The sequence below is a fragment of the Aquimarina aggregata genome (genome assembly GCF_001632745.1).
GTDB classification, from domain to species: domain Bacteria; phylum Bacteroidota; class Bacteroidia; order Flavobacteriales; family Flavobacteriaceae; genus Aquimarina; species Aquimarina aggregata.
Map to the genome: position 1 here is coordinate 515,886 of NZ_LQRT01000024.1, position 17,773 is coordinate 533,658.

Annotated in this window: 19 protein-coding genes; 9 read left to right on the forward strand and 10 right to left on the reverse strand. The window is 34.0% G+C overall.

Annotation, left to right across the window (positions count from 1 at the left end; all coding sequences use genetic code 11):
* Positions 1–97 precede the first annotated feature (97 nt).
* Complete coding sequence (locus AWE51_RS17410; protein WP_066315909.1) at positions 98–712, forward strand: thioredoxin family protein; 615 nt, start codon at positions 98–100, stop codon at positions 710–712.
* Here AWE51_RS17410 and AWE51_RS17415 read toward each other — a convergent pair.
* The 7 genes from AWE51_RS17415 to AWE51_RS17445 form a co-directional block, all read right to left on the reverse strand.
* Positions 709–1,320 carry an energy transducer TonB family protein gene (locus tag AWE51_RS17415; protein ID WP_157766157.1) on the reverse strand — a complete coding sequence of 204 codons (612 nt, stop codon included), beginning with the start codon at positions 1,318–1,320 and terminating at the stop codon, positions 709–711. The two genes, AWE51_RS17410 and AWE51_RS17415, sit on opposite strands and share 4 nt — an antisense overlap.
* A 117-nt stretch (positions 1,321–1,437) precedes the next feature.
* Positions 1,438–2,145 carry a tRNA pseudouridine(55) synthase TruB gene (gene truB, locus AWE51_RS17420; RefSeq protein ID WP_066315922.1) on the reverse strand — a complete coding sequence of 236 codons (708 nt, stop codon included), beginning with the start codon at positions 2,143–2,145 and terminating at the stop codon, positions 1,438–1,440.
* A 10-nt stretch (positions 2,146–2,155) separates the two neighbouring features.
* Entirely contained in the window at positions 2,156–2,950 is a 795-nt protein-coding gene (locus AWE51_RS17425; protein WP_066315925.1) for an undecaprenyl-diphosphate phosphatase, read from the reverse strand.
* 59 nt (positions 2,951–3,009) lie between these two features.
* On the reverse strand, positions 3,010–3,276 hold the full coding sequence (locus tag AWE51_RS17430; RefSeq protein WP_066315928.1) for a DUF3098 domain-containing protein: 267 nt from the start codon (positions 3,274–3,276) through the stop codon (positions 3,010–3,012).
* The gene (locus AWE51_RS17435) at positions 3,257–3,664 is read right to left on the reverse strand and encodes a hypothetical protein (RefSeq protein WP_099098798.1); all 408 of its coding nucleotides are present in this window, start codon (positions 3,662–3,664) and stop codon (positions 3,257–3,259) included. Before AWE51_RS17435 ends, AWE51_RS17430 begins: the two co-directional genes overlap by 20 nt.
* A 3-nt stretch (positions 3,665–3,667) precedes the next feature.
* On the reverse strand, positions 3,668–4,495 hold the full coding sequence (lgt, locus tag AWE51_RS17440; protein WP_066315930.1) for a prolipoprotein diacylglyceryl transferase: 828 nt from the start codon (positions 4,493–4,495) through the stop codon (positions 3,668–3,670).
* A 10-nt stretch (positions 4,496–4,505) separates the two neighbouring features.
* Positions 4,506–5,384 carry a cell division protein FtsX gene (locus tag AWE51_RS17445; RefSeq protein ID WP_066315935.1) on the reverse strand — a complete coding sequence of 293 codons (879 nt, stop codon included), beginning with the start codon at positions 5,382–5,384 and terminating at the stop codon, positions 4,506–4,508.
* A gap of 108 nt (positions 5,385–5,492) precedes the next feature.
* Between AWE51_RS17445 and AWE51_RS17450 the strand changes: the two genes are divergently transcribed.
* Together AWE51_RS17450 and leuS are read left to right on the forward strand one after the other, a co-directional pair.
* Complete coding sequence (locus AWE51_RS17450; RefSeq protein WP_066315939.1) at positions 5,493–6,416, forward strand: 2-dehydropantoate 2-reductase; 924 nt, start codon at positions 5,493–5,495, stop codon at positions 6,414–6,416.
* 61 nt (positions 6,417–6,477) lie between these two features.
* Positions 6,478–9,306: a leucine--tRNA ligase gene (gene leuS, locus AWE51_RS17455; protein ID WP_066315944.1), complete on the forward strand. Its 2,829-nt coding sequence runs from the start codon at positions 6,478–6,480 to the stop codon at positions 9,304–9,306.
* Positions 9,307–9,367: 61 nt separating this feature from the next.
* On the opposite strand, the gene AWE51_RS17460 is transcribed toward leuS, so the two are convergent.
* Complete coding sequence (locus tag AWE51_RS17460) at positions 9,368–9,892, reverse strand: hypothetical protein (protein WP_066315945.1); 525 nt, start codon at positions 9,890–9,892, stop codon at positions 9,368–9,370.
* Between the two features lie 593 nt (positions 9,893–10,485).
* Between AWE51_RS17460 and AWE51_RS26185 the strand changes: the two genes are divergently transcribed.
* The 3 genes from AWE51_RS26185 to AWE51_RS17470 all read left to right on the forward strand — a co-directional run bounded on the left by AWE51_RS26185 (position 10,486) and on the right by AWE51_RS17470 (position 12,797).
* Complete coding sequence (locus AWE51_RS26185) at positions 10,486–10,749, forward strand: SemiSWEET family sugar transporter (protein ID WP_082832498.1); 264 nt, start codon at positions 10,486–10,488, stop codon at positions 10,747–10,749.
* Positions 10,750–10,880: 131 nt separating this feature from the next.
* Complete coding sequence (gene ald, locus AWE51_RS17465) at positions 10,881–11,996, forward strand: alanine dehydrogenase (protein ID WP_066315946.1); 1,116 nt, start codon at positions 10,881–10,883, stop codon at positions 11,994–11,996.
* A 108-nt stretch (positions 11,997–12,104) separates the two neighbouring features.
* Entirely contained in the window at positions 12,105–12,797 is a 693-nt protein-coding gene (locus AWE51_RS17470; RefSeq protein ID WP_066315953.1) for a zinc metallopeptidase, read from the forward strand.
* A gap of 53 nt (positions 12,798–12,850) precedes the next feature.
* Here AWE51_RS17470 and AWE51_RS17475 read toward each other — a convergent pair whose 3' ends face one another.
* Positions 12,851–13,321, reverse strand: coding sequence for an Lrp/AsnC ligand binding domain-containing protein (locus AWE51_RS17475; RefSeq protein WP_066315955.1), 471 nt, complete (start codon positions 13,319–13,321; stop codon positions 12,851–12,853).
* A gap of 171 nt (positions 13,322–13,492) precedes the next feature.
* On the opposite strand from AWE51_RS17475, the gene AWE51_RS17480 reads away from it, so the two are divergent.
* Positions 13,493–14,074 (forward strand): hypothetical protein, encoded by a 582-nt coding sequence (locus AWE51_RS17480; RefSeq protein ID WP_066315957.1) that lies wholly within the window; start codon positions 13,493–13,495, stop codon positions 14,072–14,074.
* 38 nt (positions 14,075–14,112) lie between these two features.
* On the opposite strand, the gene AWE51_RS17485 is transcribed toward AWE51_RS17480, so the two are convergent.
* Positions 14,113–15,483, reverse strand: coding sequence for a saccharopine dehydrogenase family protein (locus tag AWE51_RS17485; RefSeq protein ID WP_066315960.1), 1,371 nt, complete (start codon positions 15,481–15,483; stop codon positions 14,113–14,115).
* 137 nt (positions 15,484–15,620) lie between these two features.
* Here AWE51_RS17485 and AWE51_RS17490 point away from each other — a divergent pair, with 137 nt between their 5' ends.
* Both AWE51_RS17490 and pckA read left to right on the forward strand, forming a co-directional pair.
* Positions 15,621–16,019 carry a DUF423 domain-containing protein gene (locus tag AWE51_RS17490; RefSeq protein WP_066315963.1) on the forward strand — a complete coding sequence of 133 codons (399 nt, stop codon included), beginning with the start codon at positions 15,621–15,623 and terminating at the stop codon, positions 16,017–16,019.
* Positions 16,020–16,087: 68 nt separating this feature from the next.
* Positions 16,088–17,704: a phosphoenolpyruvate carboxykinase (ATP) gene (pckA, locus tag AWE51_RS17495; RefSeq protein WP_066315965.1), complete on the forward strand. Its 1,617-nt coding sequence runs from the start codon at positions 16,088–16,090 to the stop codon at positions 17,702–17,704.
* Positions 17,705–17,773 lie beyond the last annotated feature (69 nt).

Genomic DNA, 17,773 nt, shown 5'->3' on the forward strand with positions numbered 1-17,773 from the left:
TCTTTGTTAAAAGGAGTAATCTTTTTAATTTCATTAGTATATAAGATTGTAAGTTTTTTAAATTTTAAACGTCATACTCTTAGACAAAAAAACGAATATGAGCCAAACAATAAACAAAACAGTAACTACATTAATCGAGCAAGGAATTGCAGATTCATATACTTATCCAGAATATAGAAAATTAGTAAGCGATTTATTAGTAGAAGATAAATCTACTGGTCATGAACAATCTGAAGCACTAACAAATTATAGTATGCTTAATGATAGAAGAATGAAAAGGTTGGATAAAACTCTAAAGATTGATGAAGCTATACAAGAAAGTTTTGCAAATGCAGAGACAAAAGTAACCTGGTTAGTATTAACAGAAGGTTGGTGTGGTGATGCTGCGCAATCGTTACCTGTAATTAACAAATTAGCAGAGTTAAACGAAGGCATAGATCTAAGAATTATATCTAGAGATGATAATGATGAATTGATGAATAATTTTTTAACTAACGGCGGAAAATCAATTCCAAAGTTAATAGCCTACGATACACAAAATAAAAAGGTGATCAACTCTTGGGGACCAAGACCATCTGTTGCTACCCAATTAGTAAACGATTATAAGGCAAAACACGGTGGGCTTGATGCTGAGTTTAAAGAGAGCCTACAAGTATGGTATAATAAGGATAAAGGAGCAAATATTGCTGAAGACCTTTCTTCTTTAATCTAATTACTATAATTAAAATAATACGTAATAGTGCCTTCTTGTTTTTCTATAGTAGTTCTAGAAAACAAAGCTTTTCTCGCATATTCCATAGCATTATCAAAAAGGCATTCATTACGAGTTGTTGATCTTTTCTTATCAACTTTCGTATTGGTTACATAGCCATTTTTATTAACTTCAATTTTCACAACTACCCTACCACTACCTTCACAAGTATATACAGGGTTAGGAAGTTCTACAGATTTTCGATTTTTTAAACTATAGGTCAGAGAACTATTTCTATTATTAGTCTCTTCTGTAGAAGTGGCTTCTTCCTTTTGTTCATCTATATTGTCAGTTTTTTCATCGATAGCAACGTCTCCTTCATTCATCTGTGTTTCTTCAACTTCTTGAGATGCTTGTTCTTCGGACTCTGTAAGGGATTTAATTCGTTGCTCTATTTCATCATGATTTTCAAAATCTTCATTAAAGGCACTATGGGTTCTCTTAGAGGCAATAAGTTGTCTGTCTTCCTCTAATACTTCCTCTTCTTCTAATTCCTCTTCTTGTTGTGCTAAAAACTCTTCAGGAATTTCCATTAAAATTTCTGATTGTGCTTTTTGCTTTTTTATCATACTGATATTATAAAGGCTAAGAACAAAAATCCCCATCAGCATAGATGTGATTATCAGTGCTTTATGTTTTTCTATAAACTCCATAGGTATGTATAACTAATTTTTTATTACAATATTTTATGTAGTTTCAACTTTTGTCGGTAACTGGTTTTCAAAAGATTGAACTGTAATAGCATCATCTACTAAAAATGATCCTATTTTTGTTCTTCTTAAACTTGTTAAATGTCCACCATTTTGTAAAGCCTTTCCAAAATCATGTGCTAATGATCTGATATATGTGCCTTTACTACAAACAACTCTGAAATCAATTTCTGGTAGTTCGATTCTTGTGATTTCAAATTCGTTTATAGTAATTTTTCTAGAATTAATTTCTACTGTTTCCCCTTCTCGAGCATATTCATATAATCGTTTACCGTCCTTTTTTAAAGCTGAAAACACTGGTGGATATTGGTCAATTTCACCAATGAATTGTGTGGTAGCTTCTTTTATTTCAGTTTCAGAAATTTGATCAATGGGAAATGTTTTGTCTATTTCTGTTTCAAGATCGTAAGACGGAGTTGTTGCTCCAAGTGTAATTGTACCAGTATATTCTTTAACTTGACCCTGAAACTCTTGAATACGTTTCGTAAATTTTCCGGTACAAATAATAAGTAAACCTGATGCAAGGGGGTCCAGAGTTCCTGCGTGCCCAACTTTTATTTTTTTGATATTAAAATTCTTTCGAATCAGCCAACGAAGCTTATTCACAACTTGGAAAGAAGTCCATTGTAATTCTTTGTCAATCAGAAGAATCTGACCGTCTTTATAATCCTTTTCGGTTAGCATTATAGTGGGGCTATTTAGTAAAACCAAAACCGATGGCCAATAGACCAACGATAATACAATATACGGCAAAATAAGTTAACTTGCTCTTTTTCACTAGAGAAATCATCCATGTACAGGCAAATAACCCGGAAATAAAGGCAGCTATAAAGCCTAATGCTATTGGGGTACTGTTTTCTGAAGAAAACGCTAGATCACCACTTAAAATGTCTTTGGCAATCTTTCCAAAAATTAAAGGGATTACCATTAAAAATGAAAAGCGCGCAGCTTTGGTTTTATCGTTTCCTAATAATACAGAAGTAGAAATTGTAGCACCACTTCTTGAAATTCCTGGTAACATAGCAATGGCTTGTGCAACACCAATAATAAAAGCATTAGAGCTACTTACAGATTTTCTCGTACTTTTTGCTTTGTCTGCAAACCATAAAAGTGCTGCTGTAATGAGCAGCATAAAGCCTACAAACATAATGTTACCTCCGAAGAGTTGTTCTAATTGTTCTTCAAAAAATAAGCCTACTAGTACAGCAGGGATCATAGAGATTATTATTTTAAGGGAAAATAGAGTTTCTTCATTCTTTTTGAATTGAAAAAGACCTTTTACAATCTCCAGAATGTCTTTTCTAAAAACAACAATAGTGCTTAAAGCTGTAGCAAAATGTAAAACAACTGTAAAAAGTAAAGATTCTTCAGGAATGCTGTTGTCTCCTAAAATGGCTTTGCCAAGTTCTAAATGTCCACTAGACGAAACGGGTAAAAATTCTGTAAGTCCTTGTATTATGCCAAGAATGATTGCATCAATGGTTTCCATGTAGTTTTGTTAAATTCGATGCAAATATATAACCTACACTAATATAAAAAGTATCTAGATTATTCTTTTTTAGCCTTGTTGGGATTTAGTAGGATAGCATAGACTTCTATTCCAAAACCAATTAAAACAATCGTAGGTGCTAATCTAATTCGTCTAAATCCGTAGATAGCAGGATTAAATACATTGGGGTCGTCACTGCCACCACCTGCCATAAGGATAAAGCCAAGAGCAATAACAGCTATTCCTATAGCCATTACAATGTAGTTTTTCTTTCCAAAAACATAATCATGTTTATGTTGTACGTTCTTAGTTTTTTGTTTGCTCATGGATATCGTTTTTTATTTCATTATAAATGACCTTACCATCAATAATTAATTTAGAAACATGTCCCATGTTTCCATCGCGGGTAAAGATAGTCCATCTTTTAATAGTATACAAAGTCACACTTTTATTTAAGATAGTATTGTTAAGCTGGTCGATAGTTAAATTTTGTGTTAACCCACGATTGATATAGTAATAATGTTGATCATTTTTTAGAGTGATCGCAATATCAAAACCTGGAGCTTCGGCAATTTGAGTTACTACACCCTGGACTTGCATTACGTCGTCAGGTTGTACATTACGTATGGGTCTAAATGTTTGAATAACAACTGCCATAAATCCTATAAAAATTACCAAAACAATACAAAACCAGATTTTTGCTATTTTTCCCATTTTTTAAACTGTTTCGATTTGGTTTTTTATGCTACTAACTATGATTAATACAATTCCTATGATGATAAATGGAATACTTAATATTTGCCCCATATTTAATAACATACCCTCTTCAAATGCTACTTGATCCTCTTTAAAAATTTCTAAAAATAATCGCGCAGAAAATAAGGTAGTAAGTAAAAGGCCAAATATAAATCCTTTACGTTTTTTTAAGTTTGTTTTTTTGTAGACATACCATAATAATCCAAAAATAATAAGATAAGAAAAGGCTTCGTACAATTGTGTTGGGTGTCTAGGGATCATATCATCTTTCATAAAAATTACTCCGTAGTCTCCTCCTGTTGGTTTGCCATAGATTTCAGAATTCATAAAATTTCCAAAACGTATAAAGGCGGCTGTTATGGGCGTACCTATGGCTACAAGATCTAATATCTTAAGTAAGGAAGCTCTAGTTTTGTAATAGTACAATAGAATAGCCAAAATTACACCAATGGTGCCACCATGGCTTGCTAACCCTGCAAATCCTGTAAAATGCCAGTTGCCATTTGTAATTTGAAAAGGAAGAAAAATTTCTAAAGGATGTTTAGAAAAATAAGCAAAATCATAAAAAAGACAATGCCCGATTCGTGCACCTGCTAATATCCCTATGAATAAATAGGTAGAAAGTTTTTCGAGATTTTCAACAGGAATTTTCTCAAATATATAAACTCTTTTAACAATTAAATATCCTAATACTAGTCCGGTAACAAAAAGTAACCCATAGTATTTTAAAGGAAATGTACCAAATAGCCTTACAATTTCAGGATCAACATTCCATTCTATAACTCCCATAAAAATTGGATTAATAATACAATTCGTCTGTCCTTAAATTTAAGAAACGTTGCGTAGCAAAAAAGGTGCTAATCCAAGTGATAAGTACTCCTAGCCCAAATACTCCTGCAAACAGAATGGTAAGCAAGATTTCATCATCAAGTAGTGCTAGTTCGGGAAAAGTTTTGTTAATGTAATATAGTACAACACCTACACCAATAAGAGCGACTATAGCGCCGATCATACCAAGGCGTACACTTTTCCAAACAAATGGCTTACGAATGAACTTTTTAGTTGCCCCGACCATTTGCATGGTTTTAATAATAAATCTTTTTGAATATACCGATAACCGAATCGAACTATTAATTAAGAGGACGGCAATGAATGTAAAAATACCACTGATAAGCAGTACCCAAAAACTAATTCGTTTAATATTGTCATTTAATAGTGAGATAAGAGGTTTATCATAAATAACCTCGTCGACAAAATTCTTTTTCGTAATAGATGCAGAGATGTCTTCAATTTTTGCAGCATCTACAAAATCTGCCTTTAGAAATACATCTATAGAGTTTTGAAGCGGGTTGTAACCCAAAAAATCCATAAAATTCTCACCTATATCCTTACTATGCTCCTCTGCTGCTTCATCTTTAGAAATAAAAGTAGTAGACTTTGTGTATTCTGCAAGGGCAAGGGTTTTTTCGAGCTGCTTAATTTCTACATCTTTTGCAGAATCTTTCATATATATCGTTAGAGCAATCTTTTCTTTAAAATGATCAGCAACTTTTTTGGTGTTTAAGACTAACAACCCTAATAAACCTAATAAAAATAACACTAACGAAATACTAATAACTACAGAAAAATAAGAAGAAATTAGTCGTCGTTTTTGGTATTTTTCAAAAGAAGAGCTCATAAATAATTCGATTTTGCAGTAAAAATAATAAAGAATAGTTAATTAACTTTGGTTTATAAAGGAATAACGTATACTTGAAAACAATCTTATTTACGAAATAATTTAATTATGCATACAGTAATTATTGGTATAGGAGGTGTTGGAGGATATTTTGGAGGAAAAATTATTGATTCTGGTCAAAAGGTGACTTTGGTAGCAAGAGGAAAACATTTAGAAGCTATTCGCAAAGATGGACTACAAGTCAAAAGTATTGCAGGTGACTTTATAACTCACCCATTTATGGTTACTGATTCGATTGATAAGGTTGAAAAGGCTGATTTGATATTAATTTGCACAAAATCTTGGCAAGTCAAAGAGGCTGGGGCGCTAATCAAACCAATTTTAAAAGAAGATACTGTTGTTATTCCATTACAAAATGGCGCTGATAATGCAGAAAAGTTAGTATCTGTAGTGGATAAGGAACATGTTTTGGGTGGATTATGTAGGATTTATAGTAAAATTGAAAGTCCTGGTGTTATTTCGCATTTTGGACATACACCCGAAGTTGTTTTTGGAGAATTGGATAGGAAAAAAACAGATCGTTTACATAAGGTAAAGGAAATATTTGATAAAGCTGGATTTAAGAATACAATCTCAGAAGATATTGAGGTGGCTATTTGGACCAAATTTATGTTCATTGCTACAGTTAGTGGTTTAGGCGCATTAACTAGAGCATCTATCGGAGAAATGTATGAGGCTTCAGATGTCAAAAAGCTTTTAGAGCAAACAGCGACCGAAATTTATAAGGTTGGTATTGCCAAAGGTGTGGCGTTACCGTCAACCATTGTAGATAGTATTATGAATTTTATTGGTAAACAACCTTTTGATTCAACAGCTTCTACGCAAAGAGATATTTTAGAGGGAAGACCTTCAGAACTTGAAAATTTTAATGGATACATTGTGAATGAAGGGAAAAGACTAGGTGTTTCTACACCGGTAAACACCTTTGTTTATAGCTGTTTAGCGCCAATGGAAATAAAAGCACGTAAATAAAGCTCGAAGGTTTCCAAAACCTTTGGGGTTTTAGTAAATTTGCGGTCTTAAATTTAGATCGATGAGTTACGATTTTAATACTATTGAAGCCAAGTGGCAAAAGTACTGGGCAGAACAGCAAACATTCAAAGCTGAGAATAACAGTTCAAAACCAAAATATTATGTTTTGGATATGTTTCCATACCCATCAGGAGCTGGATTACATGTTGGACATCCATTAGGGTATATTGCTAGTGATATTTATGCCCGCTATAAACGTCACAAAGGATTTAATGTATTACACCCACAGGGGTATGATTCTTTTGGGTTACCTGCAGAGCAATATGCTATACAAACAGGACAACATCCAGCAATTACGACCAAAGAAAATATAGCTCGCTATCGTGAGCAATTAGATAAAATCGGATTCTCTTTTGACTGGAGTCGCGAAGTAAAAACCAGTGATCCTAAATTTTATAAATGGACACAATGGATTTTTATAGAGCTTTTTAACTCTTGGTACGATATTAATGAAGATAAAGCAAGAGCTATAGATGATCTTGAAACCATTTTTGCTGCAGAAGGAAATGCTACGATTAATGCAGTTTGCGATGAAGATATAGTATCGTTTACCGATGCTGAATGGAATACATTTTCTTCAAAAGAAAAACAAGCGGTATTACTAAAATATAGATTAACCTATTTAGCAGAGACCGAAGTAAATTGGTGCCCGCAATTAGGAACCGTATTGGCAAATGATGAGATTGTAAATGGTGTATCAGAACGAGGGGGCTATCCTGTTGTTCGAAAAAAAATGACCCAATGGAGTATGCGTATTTCGGCGTATGCGCAGCGATTATTAGATGGTCTTGCAACGATCGATTGGCCGCAACCACTAAAAGATTCTCAAACCAATTGGATAGGACGTTCTGTAGGAGCAAGTGTGACTTTTAATGTAAAAGATCATAATGCTACCATAGAAGTATTTACAACTCGACCTGACACCATTTTTGGGGCGACTTTTATGACTTTGGCTCCAGAACATGATTTGGTAACTCAAATTACAACTCCTGATCAAAAAAATGAAGTAGACGCTTATATAGAAGCTACTGCTAAACGTAGTGAACGTGAACGTATGGCCGATGTAAAAACCATTAGTGGTGTGTTTACAGGTGCCTATGCAGAACATCCGTTTACTAAGGAACCTGTACCTATTTGGATTGGGGATTATGTATTAGCAGGCTACGGTACAGGAGCTGTTATGGCCGTACCATGTGGGGATCAACGTGATTATGATTTTGCAAACTACTTTGCAGATAAAGCTGGTATGCCAGCAATCGTGAATATTTTTGAAGGCGTAGATATTTCTGAGGAAGCTTTTGCTGATAAAGAAAAAACGATCATCACCAACTCTGATTTTTTAAATGGATTATCTTATAAAAAAGCTGTGAAAACAGCGATTTACGAATTAGAAAAATTAGGTCAGGGTCAAGGTAAAACCAATTATAGATTACGTGACGCAGTATTTAGTCGTCAACGATATTGGGGAGAACCATTTCCTGTATATTATGTAGATGGAATGCCACAAATGATTGATGTAGAGCACTTGCCAATCGAGCTACCAGAAGTTGAAAAATATCTACCTACAGAAACCGGTGAGCCACCATTGGGTAGAGCTACTGTTTGGGCATGGGATACCGAAAACAATAAAGTAGTAGCAAATGATCTTATTAATAATGCTACTGTTTTTCCTTTAGAATTAAATACAATGCCAGGTTGGGCAGGAAGTTCATATTACTTCAATAGATATATGGACCCTCATAATGAGGATGAGGTATTCTCTAATGAAGCTATACAGTATTGGAAAGAAGTTGACCTTTATATTGGCGGTAGCGAACATGCTACAGGTCATTTGTTATATGCACGTTTCTGGCAAAAGTTTTTGTTCGATAGAGGCTATATTCCTGTTGATGAATTTGCGAAAAAATTGATTAACCAGGGTATGATTTTAGGAACTAGTGCATTAGTGTATAGGATTAGTGGAACCAATCAATATGTGTCAAAAGGTCTTAAAGATGAATATGACGTTGAAGAACTTAGAGTTGATGTAAATATGATTAATGCTTCAGATGAATTAGATCCAGAAGTATTGAAGAAATGGCAACCTCAATTTGAGGAAGCTGAATTTATTTTAGAAAATGGAAAGTATATTGTTGGTCGCGAGGTTGAAAAAATGTCAAAGCGATGGTATAATGTAGTAAACCCAGATGGGATCTGTGATCAGTATGGTGCAGATAGTTTGCGACTGTATGAGATGTTTTTGGGACCATTAGAGCAAGCAAAACCATGGAATACTGCTGGAATTACCGGAGTACATGGTTTTTTAAAGAAACTTTGGAAATTATATCATAATAATGAGGAGTTTGCTGTTACAGATGTAGTACCTACAAAAGATGCTTTAAAAACACTGCATAAAACAATCAAAAAAGTAGAAGAAGATATCGAGGCATTTTCGTTTAATACCTCTGTAAGTACCTTTATGATTGCAGTAAACGAATTAACAGCTCAAAAATGTACGTCAAGAGCGATATTAGAGCCCTTGGCTGTTTTAATTTCTCCTTATGCACCCCATATTGCAGAAGAATTATGGCAAAAACTAGGAAACAATGAATCTATAGCAACTGCCACTTTCCCAGTTTTTGATGCTGCACATTTAGTAGAAAGCACAAAAGAGTATCCTATTTCATTTAATGGTAAAATGCGTTTTAAGATAGAATTGCCAATGGATATGAGTAAAGAAGATATAGAAGCCGCTGTTATGGCTCATGAAAAAACGCAACAACAACTAGATGGGCGAACACCTAAAAAAGTGATCGTTGTACCTGGTAAAATTGTAAATGTTGTTGGTTAGTACCTTAATATGTTAAACAAATTAATCCGCTTGTTTATGCGAACAAGCGGATTTTTTTTGATTAAAAGCCAATACCAAAGTGTAATGCGGCGGTGAAAGAAACTTCTTGGTCATTACCAAATCGTACAGGTAAAACTAATTCTGCAAAAACATTGGCTTTTCCCAAAGTGAAACCTCTGTTTAAGAGTGGTGTGAATCCATAACGACCGCTACCAAGCTCAAATGCAAGTCGATTTCCAAAGGTAAGTTTGTTACCTATGCCCCAAAGTAGTCCGGGGTGAACCAATAGCTCACGAACGGCACTAACATTTTCACCTGCACCATTTTCTGCAGAGGCTATAAAAGGAACAAATTCTGCATCAAATGCAAATTTTTCACTTTTTCTAACCGTTATACCTATAGGAAATCCAATGGCATGAGGATCAAATCCATCAATGGTTTCTCCGTCTTGAAAGGTGATTATAGGTTGTACAACTCCAAAGTGTCCGCCAATAGTGTTTTGAGCTTTCACACTAGCAGTAGTTAAACTAATAAATAGTAAGCCTGTAATAAAAAAGATACCAGAAAATTTTTGTTTGTAATTCATAATCATTTGTGTGTAATATTTATAATAAACTTATGTTGGTTCTTAAATGAAGGTATAGTCGATTATCATCAACTATAGAATCTATACGGAGTATTAACTCGTATAAGAGAAATATTAAAAATATATGCAATGTGCATAGTGCTGTTTCTTGTATACAGCTACTTGACTATAAATAAATGTGTCTTAAAATAGTAATAAGTGTGCGATGTTATCTAGGTCATAAAATACCTATGATGTTTTTAATACAACAGCATTAAGATTGTGCGTGCGGTATATTTTATAATAAAATACACATGGTATACTGTTTGTAAGAAAAATAGGGGTAATACACTACTTAAGAACGAGAGGTGTTTTGAAAAAACTGTTAAGCAAATTCAAAATAAGAATAAATGTTACTTTTTAAAAATACCGAAGTGTAGAACGAATTTTTCATGGGATATAGATTTTAAGTTGGTATTTCAAAATAAATAACTTAATACATAAAAAAGTGTTAGCTAGCTAACACTTTTTTATAGTAAATTAACAGTTATTATATCAATGCTTGTCTATAGAAGAAATATTTTTATACCCTATTTTAATATACCTTTATAGTAATGATAGACTCTATAGAAATTCTTGGGTTAGTAGCTGCTGTATTAACCACATCTTCATTTTTGCCTCAGGTGTATAAAACCTGGAAAACGAAATCCACCGAGAGTTTATCAATGACCATGCTATTGATTTTTGTAACTGGCGTACTTTGTTGGTTGGTCTACGGGTTTTTGATAAGTAGTTTGCCCATAGTTTTGGCTAATTTTATTACGGCAATTTCAGGATTTCTATTATTGTACTTTAAATATCGATATAAAAACCGATAGAAAATATACAGTTCTTCTGTTTTTTAACATTTTGTCGTGTAATTCAATAAAATTATTGATTGATCATTTTTTGGATATGTTTTATTGTTTTATTTCATAAAAACATCTATTTTCGACAAAAAATTAAGAATATGATAATTGGTGTTCCTAAGGAGATCAAGAATAACGAGAATAGAGTGGGTGTAACACCTGCTGGAACGATGGAGCTCGTTAAAAATGGTCATACGGTTTTTGTTCAGCAAAATGCTGGTTTACAAAGTGGTTTTAGTGATGAAGAATATGTAAATGCAGGAGGTAAAATATTGCCTACAATTGAAGAGGTATATGAAACTGCTGAAATGATTATTAAGGTAAAAGAACCTATAGAACCTGAATATAAATTGATTAAGAAAGATCAATTGGTATTTACCTATTTTCATTTTGCATCAAGTGAACCGCTTACAAATGCAATGATAGACAGCGGGGCTGTGTGTGTTTCTTATGAAACAGTAGAAGATCCTGATCGAAGTTTACCGTTATTAACGCCAATGAGTGAGGTTGCCGGAAGAATGTCTATACAACAGGGAGCTAAATATTTAGAAAAGCCATTAAAAGGAAGAGGTATTCTTCTTGGTGGTGTGCCAGGAGTAGCCCCAGCCAGAGTATTGATTCTTGGAGGAGGAGTTGTAGGTACACAAGCTGCAAAAATGGCAGCTGGTATGGGAGCAAGTGTAACGATACTTGATATTAGTGTAAAACGTATGCGTTATCTTGATGATGTGATGCCTGCAAATGTAAATACCGAATTCTCTAACGAACATAATATTCGCAAACATATAAAAACGTCGGATTTGATTATTGGTGGAGTATTGATCCCGGGAGCTAAGGCGCCGAAATTGATCACTCGAGATATGCTACAAGAAATGCGTCCGGGGACTGTATTAGTAGATGTGGCGGTAGATCAAGGAGGTTGTTTTGAAACTACAAAACCAACAACGCATCAAGATCCGGTATATATAATTGATGATGTAGTGCACTATTCTGTAGCTAATATGCCAGGAGCAGTGCCATATACATCAACTATGGCATTAACTAATGTCACTTTGCCATATGCAATACAATTGGCAAATAAAGGGTGGAAAACAGCATGTTTAGAAAATGAACCCCTTAAAAAAGGACTAAATGTAGTGCAGGGAGATGTTGTGTATCCCGCAATTTCAGAAGCTTTTGATCTTCCTTTAAAGGATGTGAATGGATATTTAAAGTAAACTCGATTTATTGGCTAACTCAAGTTTATTTAAACAAAGACCTCGCTATTATGGCGAGGTTTTTGTATTTTATATTGTAAATTTAACAAACATTAAAAGTTTATAATTATGATGGGATATTATATTATTGCGGGAATTATATTTTTAGTGAGCTCCTATGTGAGTAATCAACTAAAAAGGAAATTCAAGAAATATTCTAATCTGCATTTACAAAATGGAATGAGTGGTGCAGAGATTGCGACCAAAATGTTGAAAGATAATAGTATTCATGATGTTCAAGTGATTTCAACACCTGGAATGCTTACAGATCACTATAATCCATTAAAAAAGACGGTAAATCTTAGTGAAGGAGTGTATAATCAACGAAATGCCGCTGCCGCTGCTGTAGCTGCTCATGAATGTGGTCATGCTGTACAACATGCTACAGCATATAGTTGGTTAACTATGAGGTCTAAGATAGTTCCTGCTGTTGGGATTTCTAGTAAATTGTCAAATATCGTAATTATGGCAGGTTTAGTTTTATCTGCTTCGGGTATGGTTTTTGGAAATATGGTGTTCCTAATCGGAATATTACTATTTGCTGTAACTACATTTTTTAGTATGATTACCTTGCCAGTAGAGTATGATGCCAGTAACAGAGCATTGGCGTGGTTAGAAAATACAAATATGCTTACAAGTGAAGAACATGCCGGAGCGAAAGATGCTTTAAAATGGGCAGCTCGTACGTATTTAGTTGCTGCTTTAGGTTCATTGGCAACACTGCTATATTTTATTTCGATATTTCTAGGAAGAAGAGATTAAAAAATTGAAAGTAAAGTCAAATCACGAGAGATTGATGATTTCGTGATTTGATTTTATACATTGATTTGTCTATCAATTTGTTGATCAAGAGATATGAAAGTTTCAGTTCTGGAAACACCTTCAATGGCCTGGATATTCTTGTTTAATACATTCATTAAATGCTCATTATCTCGACATAAGATTTTAATAAAAATAGACCAATTTCCGGTAGTATAATGGCATTCTATTACCTCTGGTATTTCTTCTAGTTGTTTTACTGCTTTTGGGTTACTTACTGCTTTATCTAAAAAAACACCAACAAAAGCCATTGTTTTATAACCTAGTACTTTAGGATCGATAACAAATTTAGATCCGGCAATAAGACCAGAAGATTCAAGCTTTCTAAGCCTTTGGTGAATAGCCGCTCCTGAGATGCCAACCTTTCTTGCGATTTTTAAGATAGGAGTTCTTGCATCGCTCATAAGGTTTCTAAGGATTTCTTTATCGATACCATCGATTTTTAAGTTGTTATTTTGTCCTTTCATAGTGCTATAAGTTTCAATTATAAATCAAAAATACGATTAATGCTTTATAGTTGTAATAGTTTTAAAAGTATCTAATTAAGCTTTAACTGTTTTTTTGATAAAATTATCATATCCTATATTTAATCGCGTTTGTATTTATAGTACTTTAGAAACTAAAACAAATATTTCGCAATGCGTACAGGTTTAAAAATACTACTGCTTTTAGGGTTGATATTGTTTGTTTCATGCAGCGATTCTGATGATAATCCTAATCCAATCATTGGTGGTACGACAAATTCTTTATGGATGTTAGGTGATTTTGAATATACTGGTGGAGATGCATCAACAAATATTTCAAGTGTTACTAATACAGGTGTAATTGCAGTTAGCACTTTGGGTCAGGATAATGCAAATGGTAATTATGCCGGATCTTCTTTGAGTGTTACTTACTCATTAAATGGTGGCGGAACTTATACTGTGGTTACTGCCCAAGAATTGGTAACGATATTAGATGCAGATCCAGCTGCCAAACTTGTCGTAATTTCTTGTACGGCAGGAACTCAAAGAGTTGATCCTTTGGCAAGTTCTAAATTTGATTCAGATAGTGCTTCGCGTGATACAGTAATTGTTACTGTTGATAATGAAGGGAAATATCATTTTTCAACACGATCATCAATTATACTAAATAAAACTATAGATATAGGAACAGGAATACCGAATGCTCCAAACGTGATAGATTTTTCTATGGATGACGTATTTGATTTTTTGAAGTAATGTCAAAAATCACTGATAGTTAGGTGAATATAGATATTTTACCCTTTTACGCCATCAGGGTTGTATCCTAAATACTCTTTTTCTTCTTCTTTAAAAATGATTCCATATTCTTCAAGTTCTTTTAGTATAGGGGTGTATACTTCTTCTGCAATGGGAATTTGAACTCCTGGAGTTGTAATTTTCTTGTTTAAAATTCGTAAAGCGGCCATAGCAACCGGTAGGCCTACAGTTCTGGCCATTGCGGTATATGTTTGATCATCTCCTATGCTAACCATTGTTGCATCTATTTGTTTGCGTTCTCCATTGAGTTCATAACCAAATTTATGATACATTACAATCATATCTTTTTCATCCTCTGCAAGTAACCATTCATCCATTAGGATTTTTTGAAGTATTTGTGCAGGCGTAGCATTTGCAATTTGAACTTTTTTATTAGGATTAAATAAATCAAGTTCTAAGAGTTTATCCCACATAATATCATCTTGGTCAATTTTTAGATAATGACGTAGTTTTAATTCTACAGAGTCTGTTGGGGAGTATGCTAAAAAAGAGTTTGTAAAGTCACGATAACTCATATGTTCTGAGTTAGCTATGGTGTAATCATCTGCTGTCATTCCTAATTGAACAAAGGTGTTCCATGCTCTAGAAAAACCAACTCGTCTAATAGTACCACGATACAAAGTTAGAATATCATCTAATCCGTAAATTTTCTGGTATTTTAAAGAGTTGCGATTGGCATATGCTTCAAAACGACCGTATCCTTCAACTTCCAGAAATTCTGTGCGTCTAAATAATTTATGATAAGGAATGTATTTATAAGTGCCTTCTTGCAGGAACTCTGCAGCACCACCTTGACCAGCAACTACAACATTACGAGGGTTCCAAGTGAATTTGTAGTTCCAGAGATTGGTGTCACTTTCTGGGGCCACCAAACCTCCTGTAAAAGATTCAAATAAAATTAATTTCCCACCCTGATTTCTGATGCGATCAATAACTTGCATAGCACTCATATGGTCAATTCCGGGATCAACACCAATCTCATTCATAAAGATTAGTCCTTTTTTGCGAACTTCGGAATCAAGTTCTTGCATCTCTGGGCTTACGTATGAGGCGGTTACCATGGATTTATTGTATGATAAGCAGTCTTTGGCTACTTCGATATGGAATCTCGCAGGCAACATGGATACTATAATATCTGCATTTTTGATTGCTTCTTTTCTAGAATCAGTATCAAAAACATCTAATCTAATAGCTACGGTATTAGGGTGCTTATTCGCTAATTTTTTAGCATTTTCAAGAGAAATGTCCCCAATAGTAATATGAAGATTCTCTAAAACCGATTTGTCTTGGAAATATTTAATTAAAACAGCAGTAGATTTTCCTGCGCCAATAACTAGAATTTTTCTCATAGGTGTTGATATTTTGATAACTTTGATACGAAAGTAGTAAATACTGTAAAAAGTAAGTTCTCTATAGTATTGTATTAATTAGGTTTCTTTAAAATATGTGTTTAAAACACAAAAAATCTTATCAATAATAATCAGTTATGAATAAAACCAAAGTAAATAAAATAATTTTGATTACTGGAGCTACATTGGCTTTAATATCCGTCAGTTTAGGTGCATTTGGAGCACACGGTTTAGAAAAACTGGTAGATTCTGATGGTATTGATTCTTTTACAACGGGGGTGCGTTATCAAATGTATCATGCAATTGCTTGTATCATATTAGGTAATATGACAATTCTTGAAGATGTATCACGAAAGAAGATCTTTTACTTGTTTCTGGGGGGAATCACCCTTTTTTCAGGGTCAATATACCTTTTGGTAATTGATGAGGTTTTAGGATTTTCTTTGTCAAGTATTGGTTTTGTTACACCTTTAGGAGGTTTTTTGTTAATTTTTGGATGGATTTTCTTTATTATTTCACTTGTTAAGATTAAATGATTTTTTATCGCTTAGTGTGATTATTATTTATAATTTTGCACGTACATAACATAACACAACATATTTTTATGGAACCACTGTATCCAATTACGAAAACGTTTTCGTTAAAGCATTACGGTATTGAAAATGCTACAATGCGTTACCAACTATCTCCTGAAGAACTTCAGGATGAAGTAGTGCAAAAAGGTCAAGGACAAATTACATCATCTGGCACCTTGGCGGTGAACACAGGTGAGTTTACGGGTCGTTCGCCTATGGATCGCTTTATTGTTAAAGATCAAGTCACCGAAGATAAGATATGGTGGGGAGATATTAACATTCCTTTTGGTGCAGATGCATTTGATGCGCTTTATGAAAAGGTTACTAAATATCTTTCTGGAAAAGAGATTTTTGTACGAGATAGCTATGCTTGTGCAGATCCAGAGTATAAGTTAAACATAAGAGTGATCAATGAGTATCCTTGGTCTAATATGTTTGCTTATAATATGTTTCTAAGGCCAACTAATGAAGAGTTAAAAGATTTTGAACCGGAATGGACAGTAGTAAATGCTCCTGGTTTTATGGCTGATGCGGCTACAGATGGTACGCGTCAACATAATTTTGCAATTCTGAATTTTACTAAGAAAATTGCTCTTATTGGAGGAACGGGTTATACCGGAGAAATAAAAAAAGGTATTTTCTCTGCCTTAAATTTTATTTTACCCGTATATAAAGAAACGTTGCCAATGCATTGTTCTGCAAATGTTGGAGAAGACGGAGATACAGCCATATTTTTTGGGCTTTCGGGAACTGGAAAAACAACTTTATCCACAGATCCAAATCGCAAGTTAATCGGAGATGATGAACATGGGTGGACAAAAGAAAATACTATATTTAATTTTGAAGGCGGTTGCTATGCAAAGGTAATTGATTTGTCGGCAGAGAAAGAGCCCGAGATTTATAAAGCTATTAAGAAAGGAGCAATTCTTGAAAATGTAATTATAGATGATAAAGGCGAAGTAGATTATGCAAATACTTCAATTACTCAAAATACAAGAGTAAGCTACCCTATACATCATATTGAGAATATTCAAGAACCATCAATAGGTAAAAACCCAAAAAATATATTCTTTTTAACAGCCGATGCTTTTGGTGTTATTCCTCCAATTTCTAAACTTACTCCTAGTCAGGCAGCATATCATTTTATATCAGGATATACGGCTAAAGTGGCTGGAACAGAAGCTGGAGTTGTAGAGCCTACACCTTCTTTTTCTGCTTGTTTTGGAGCACCATTTATGCCATTACATCCAGCAGAATATGCAGAAATGTTAGTTAAGAAAATGAAAGAAACTGGGGTAAATGTATGGTTGGTTAATACGGGTTGGACCGGTGGGCCTTATGGTGTAGGGACACGAATTAAGCTAAAATATACTCGTGCTATGATTCAAGCAGTGCTTAATGGTGATTTAGGGTTGTATTCCTATGATAAATACCATATTCATTCGGTATTTGGAGTTGCGCAACCTAGACAATGTCCTGGTGTTCCGGATAGTGTTTTGAGTCCTAGAGCAACATGGAATGATGATGAGTCCTATTATACAACTGCTTTTAAGCTTACAAACGCTTTTAGAGAAAACTTTAAAAAGTTTGAAGCTTATGCCAATGAAGAAATTAGACGTGGAGGGCCACAACGATATTCTTTCTAAGAATAGCTAGTATAATAAATCTATAATAAAAAAGTCTGGAAATTAATTTCCAGACTTTTTTATTTACGT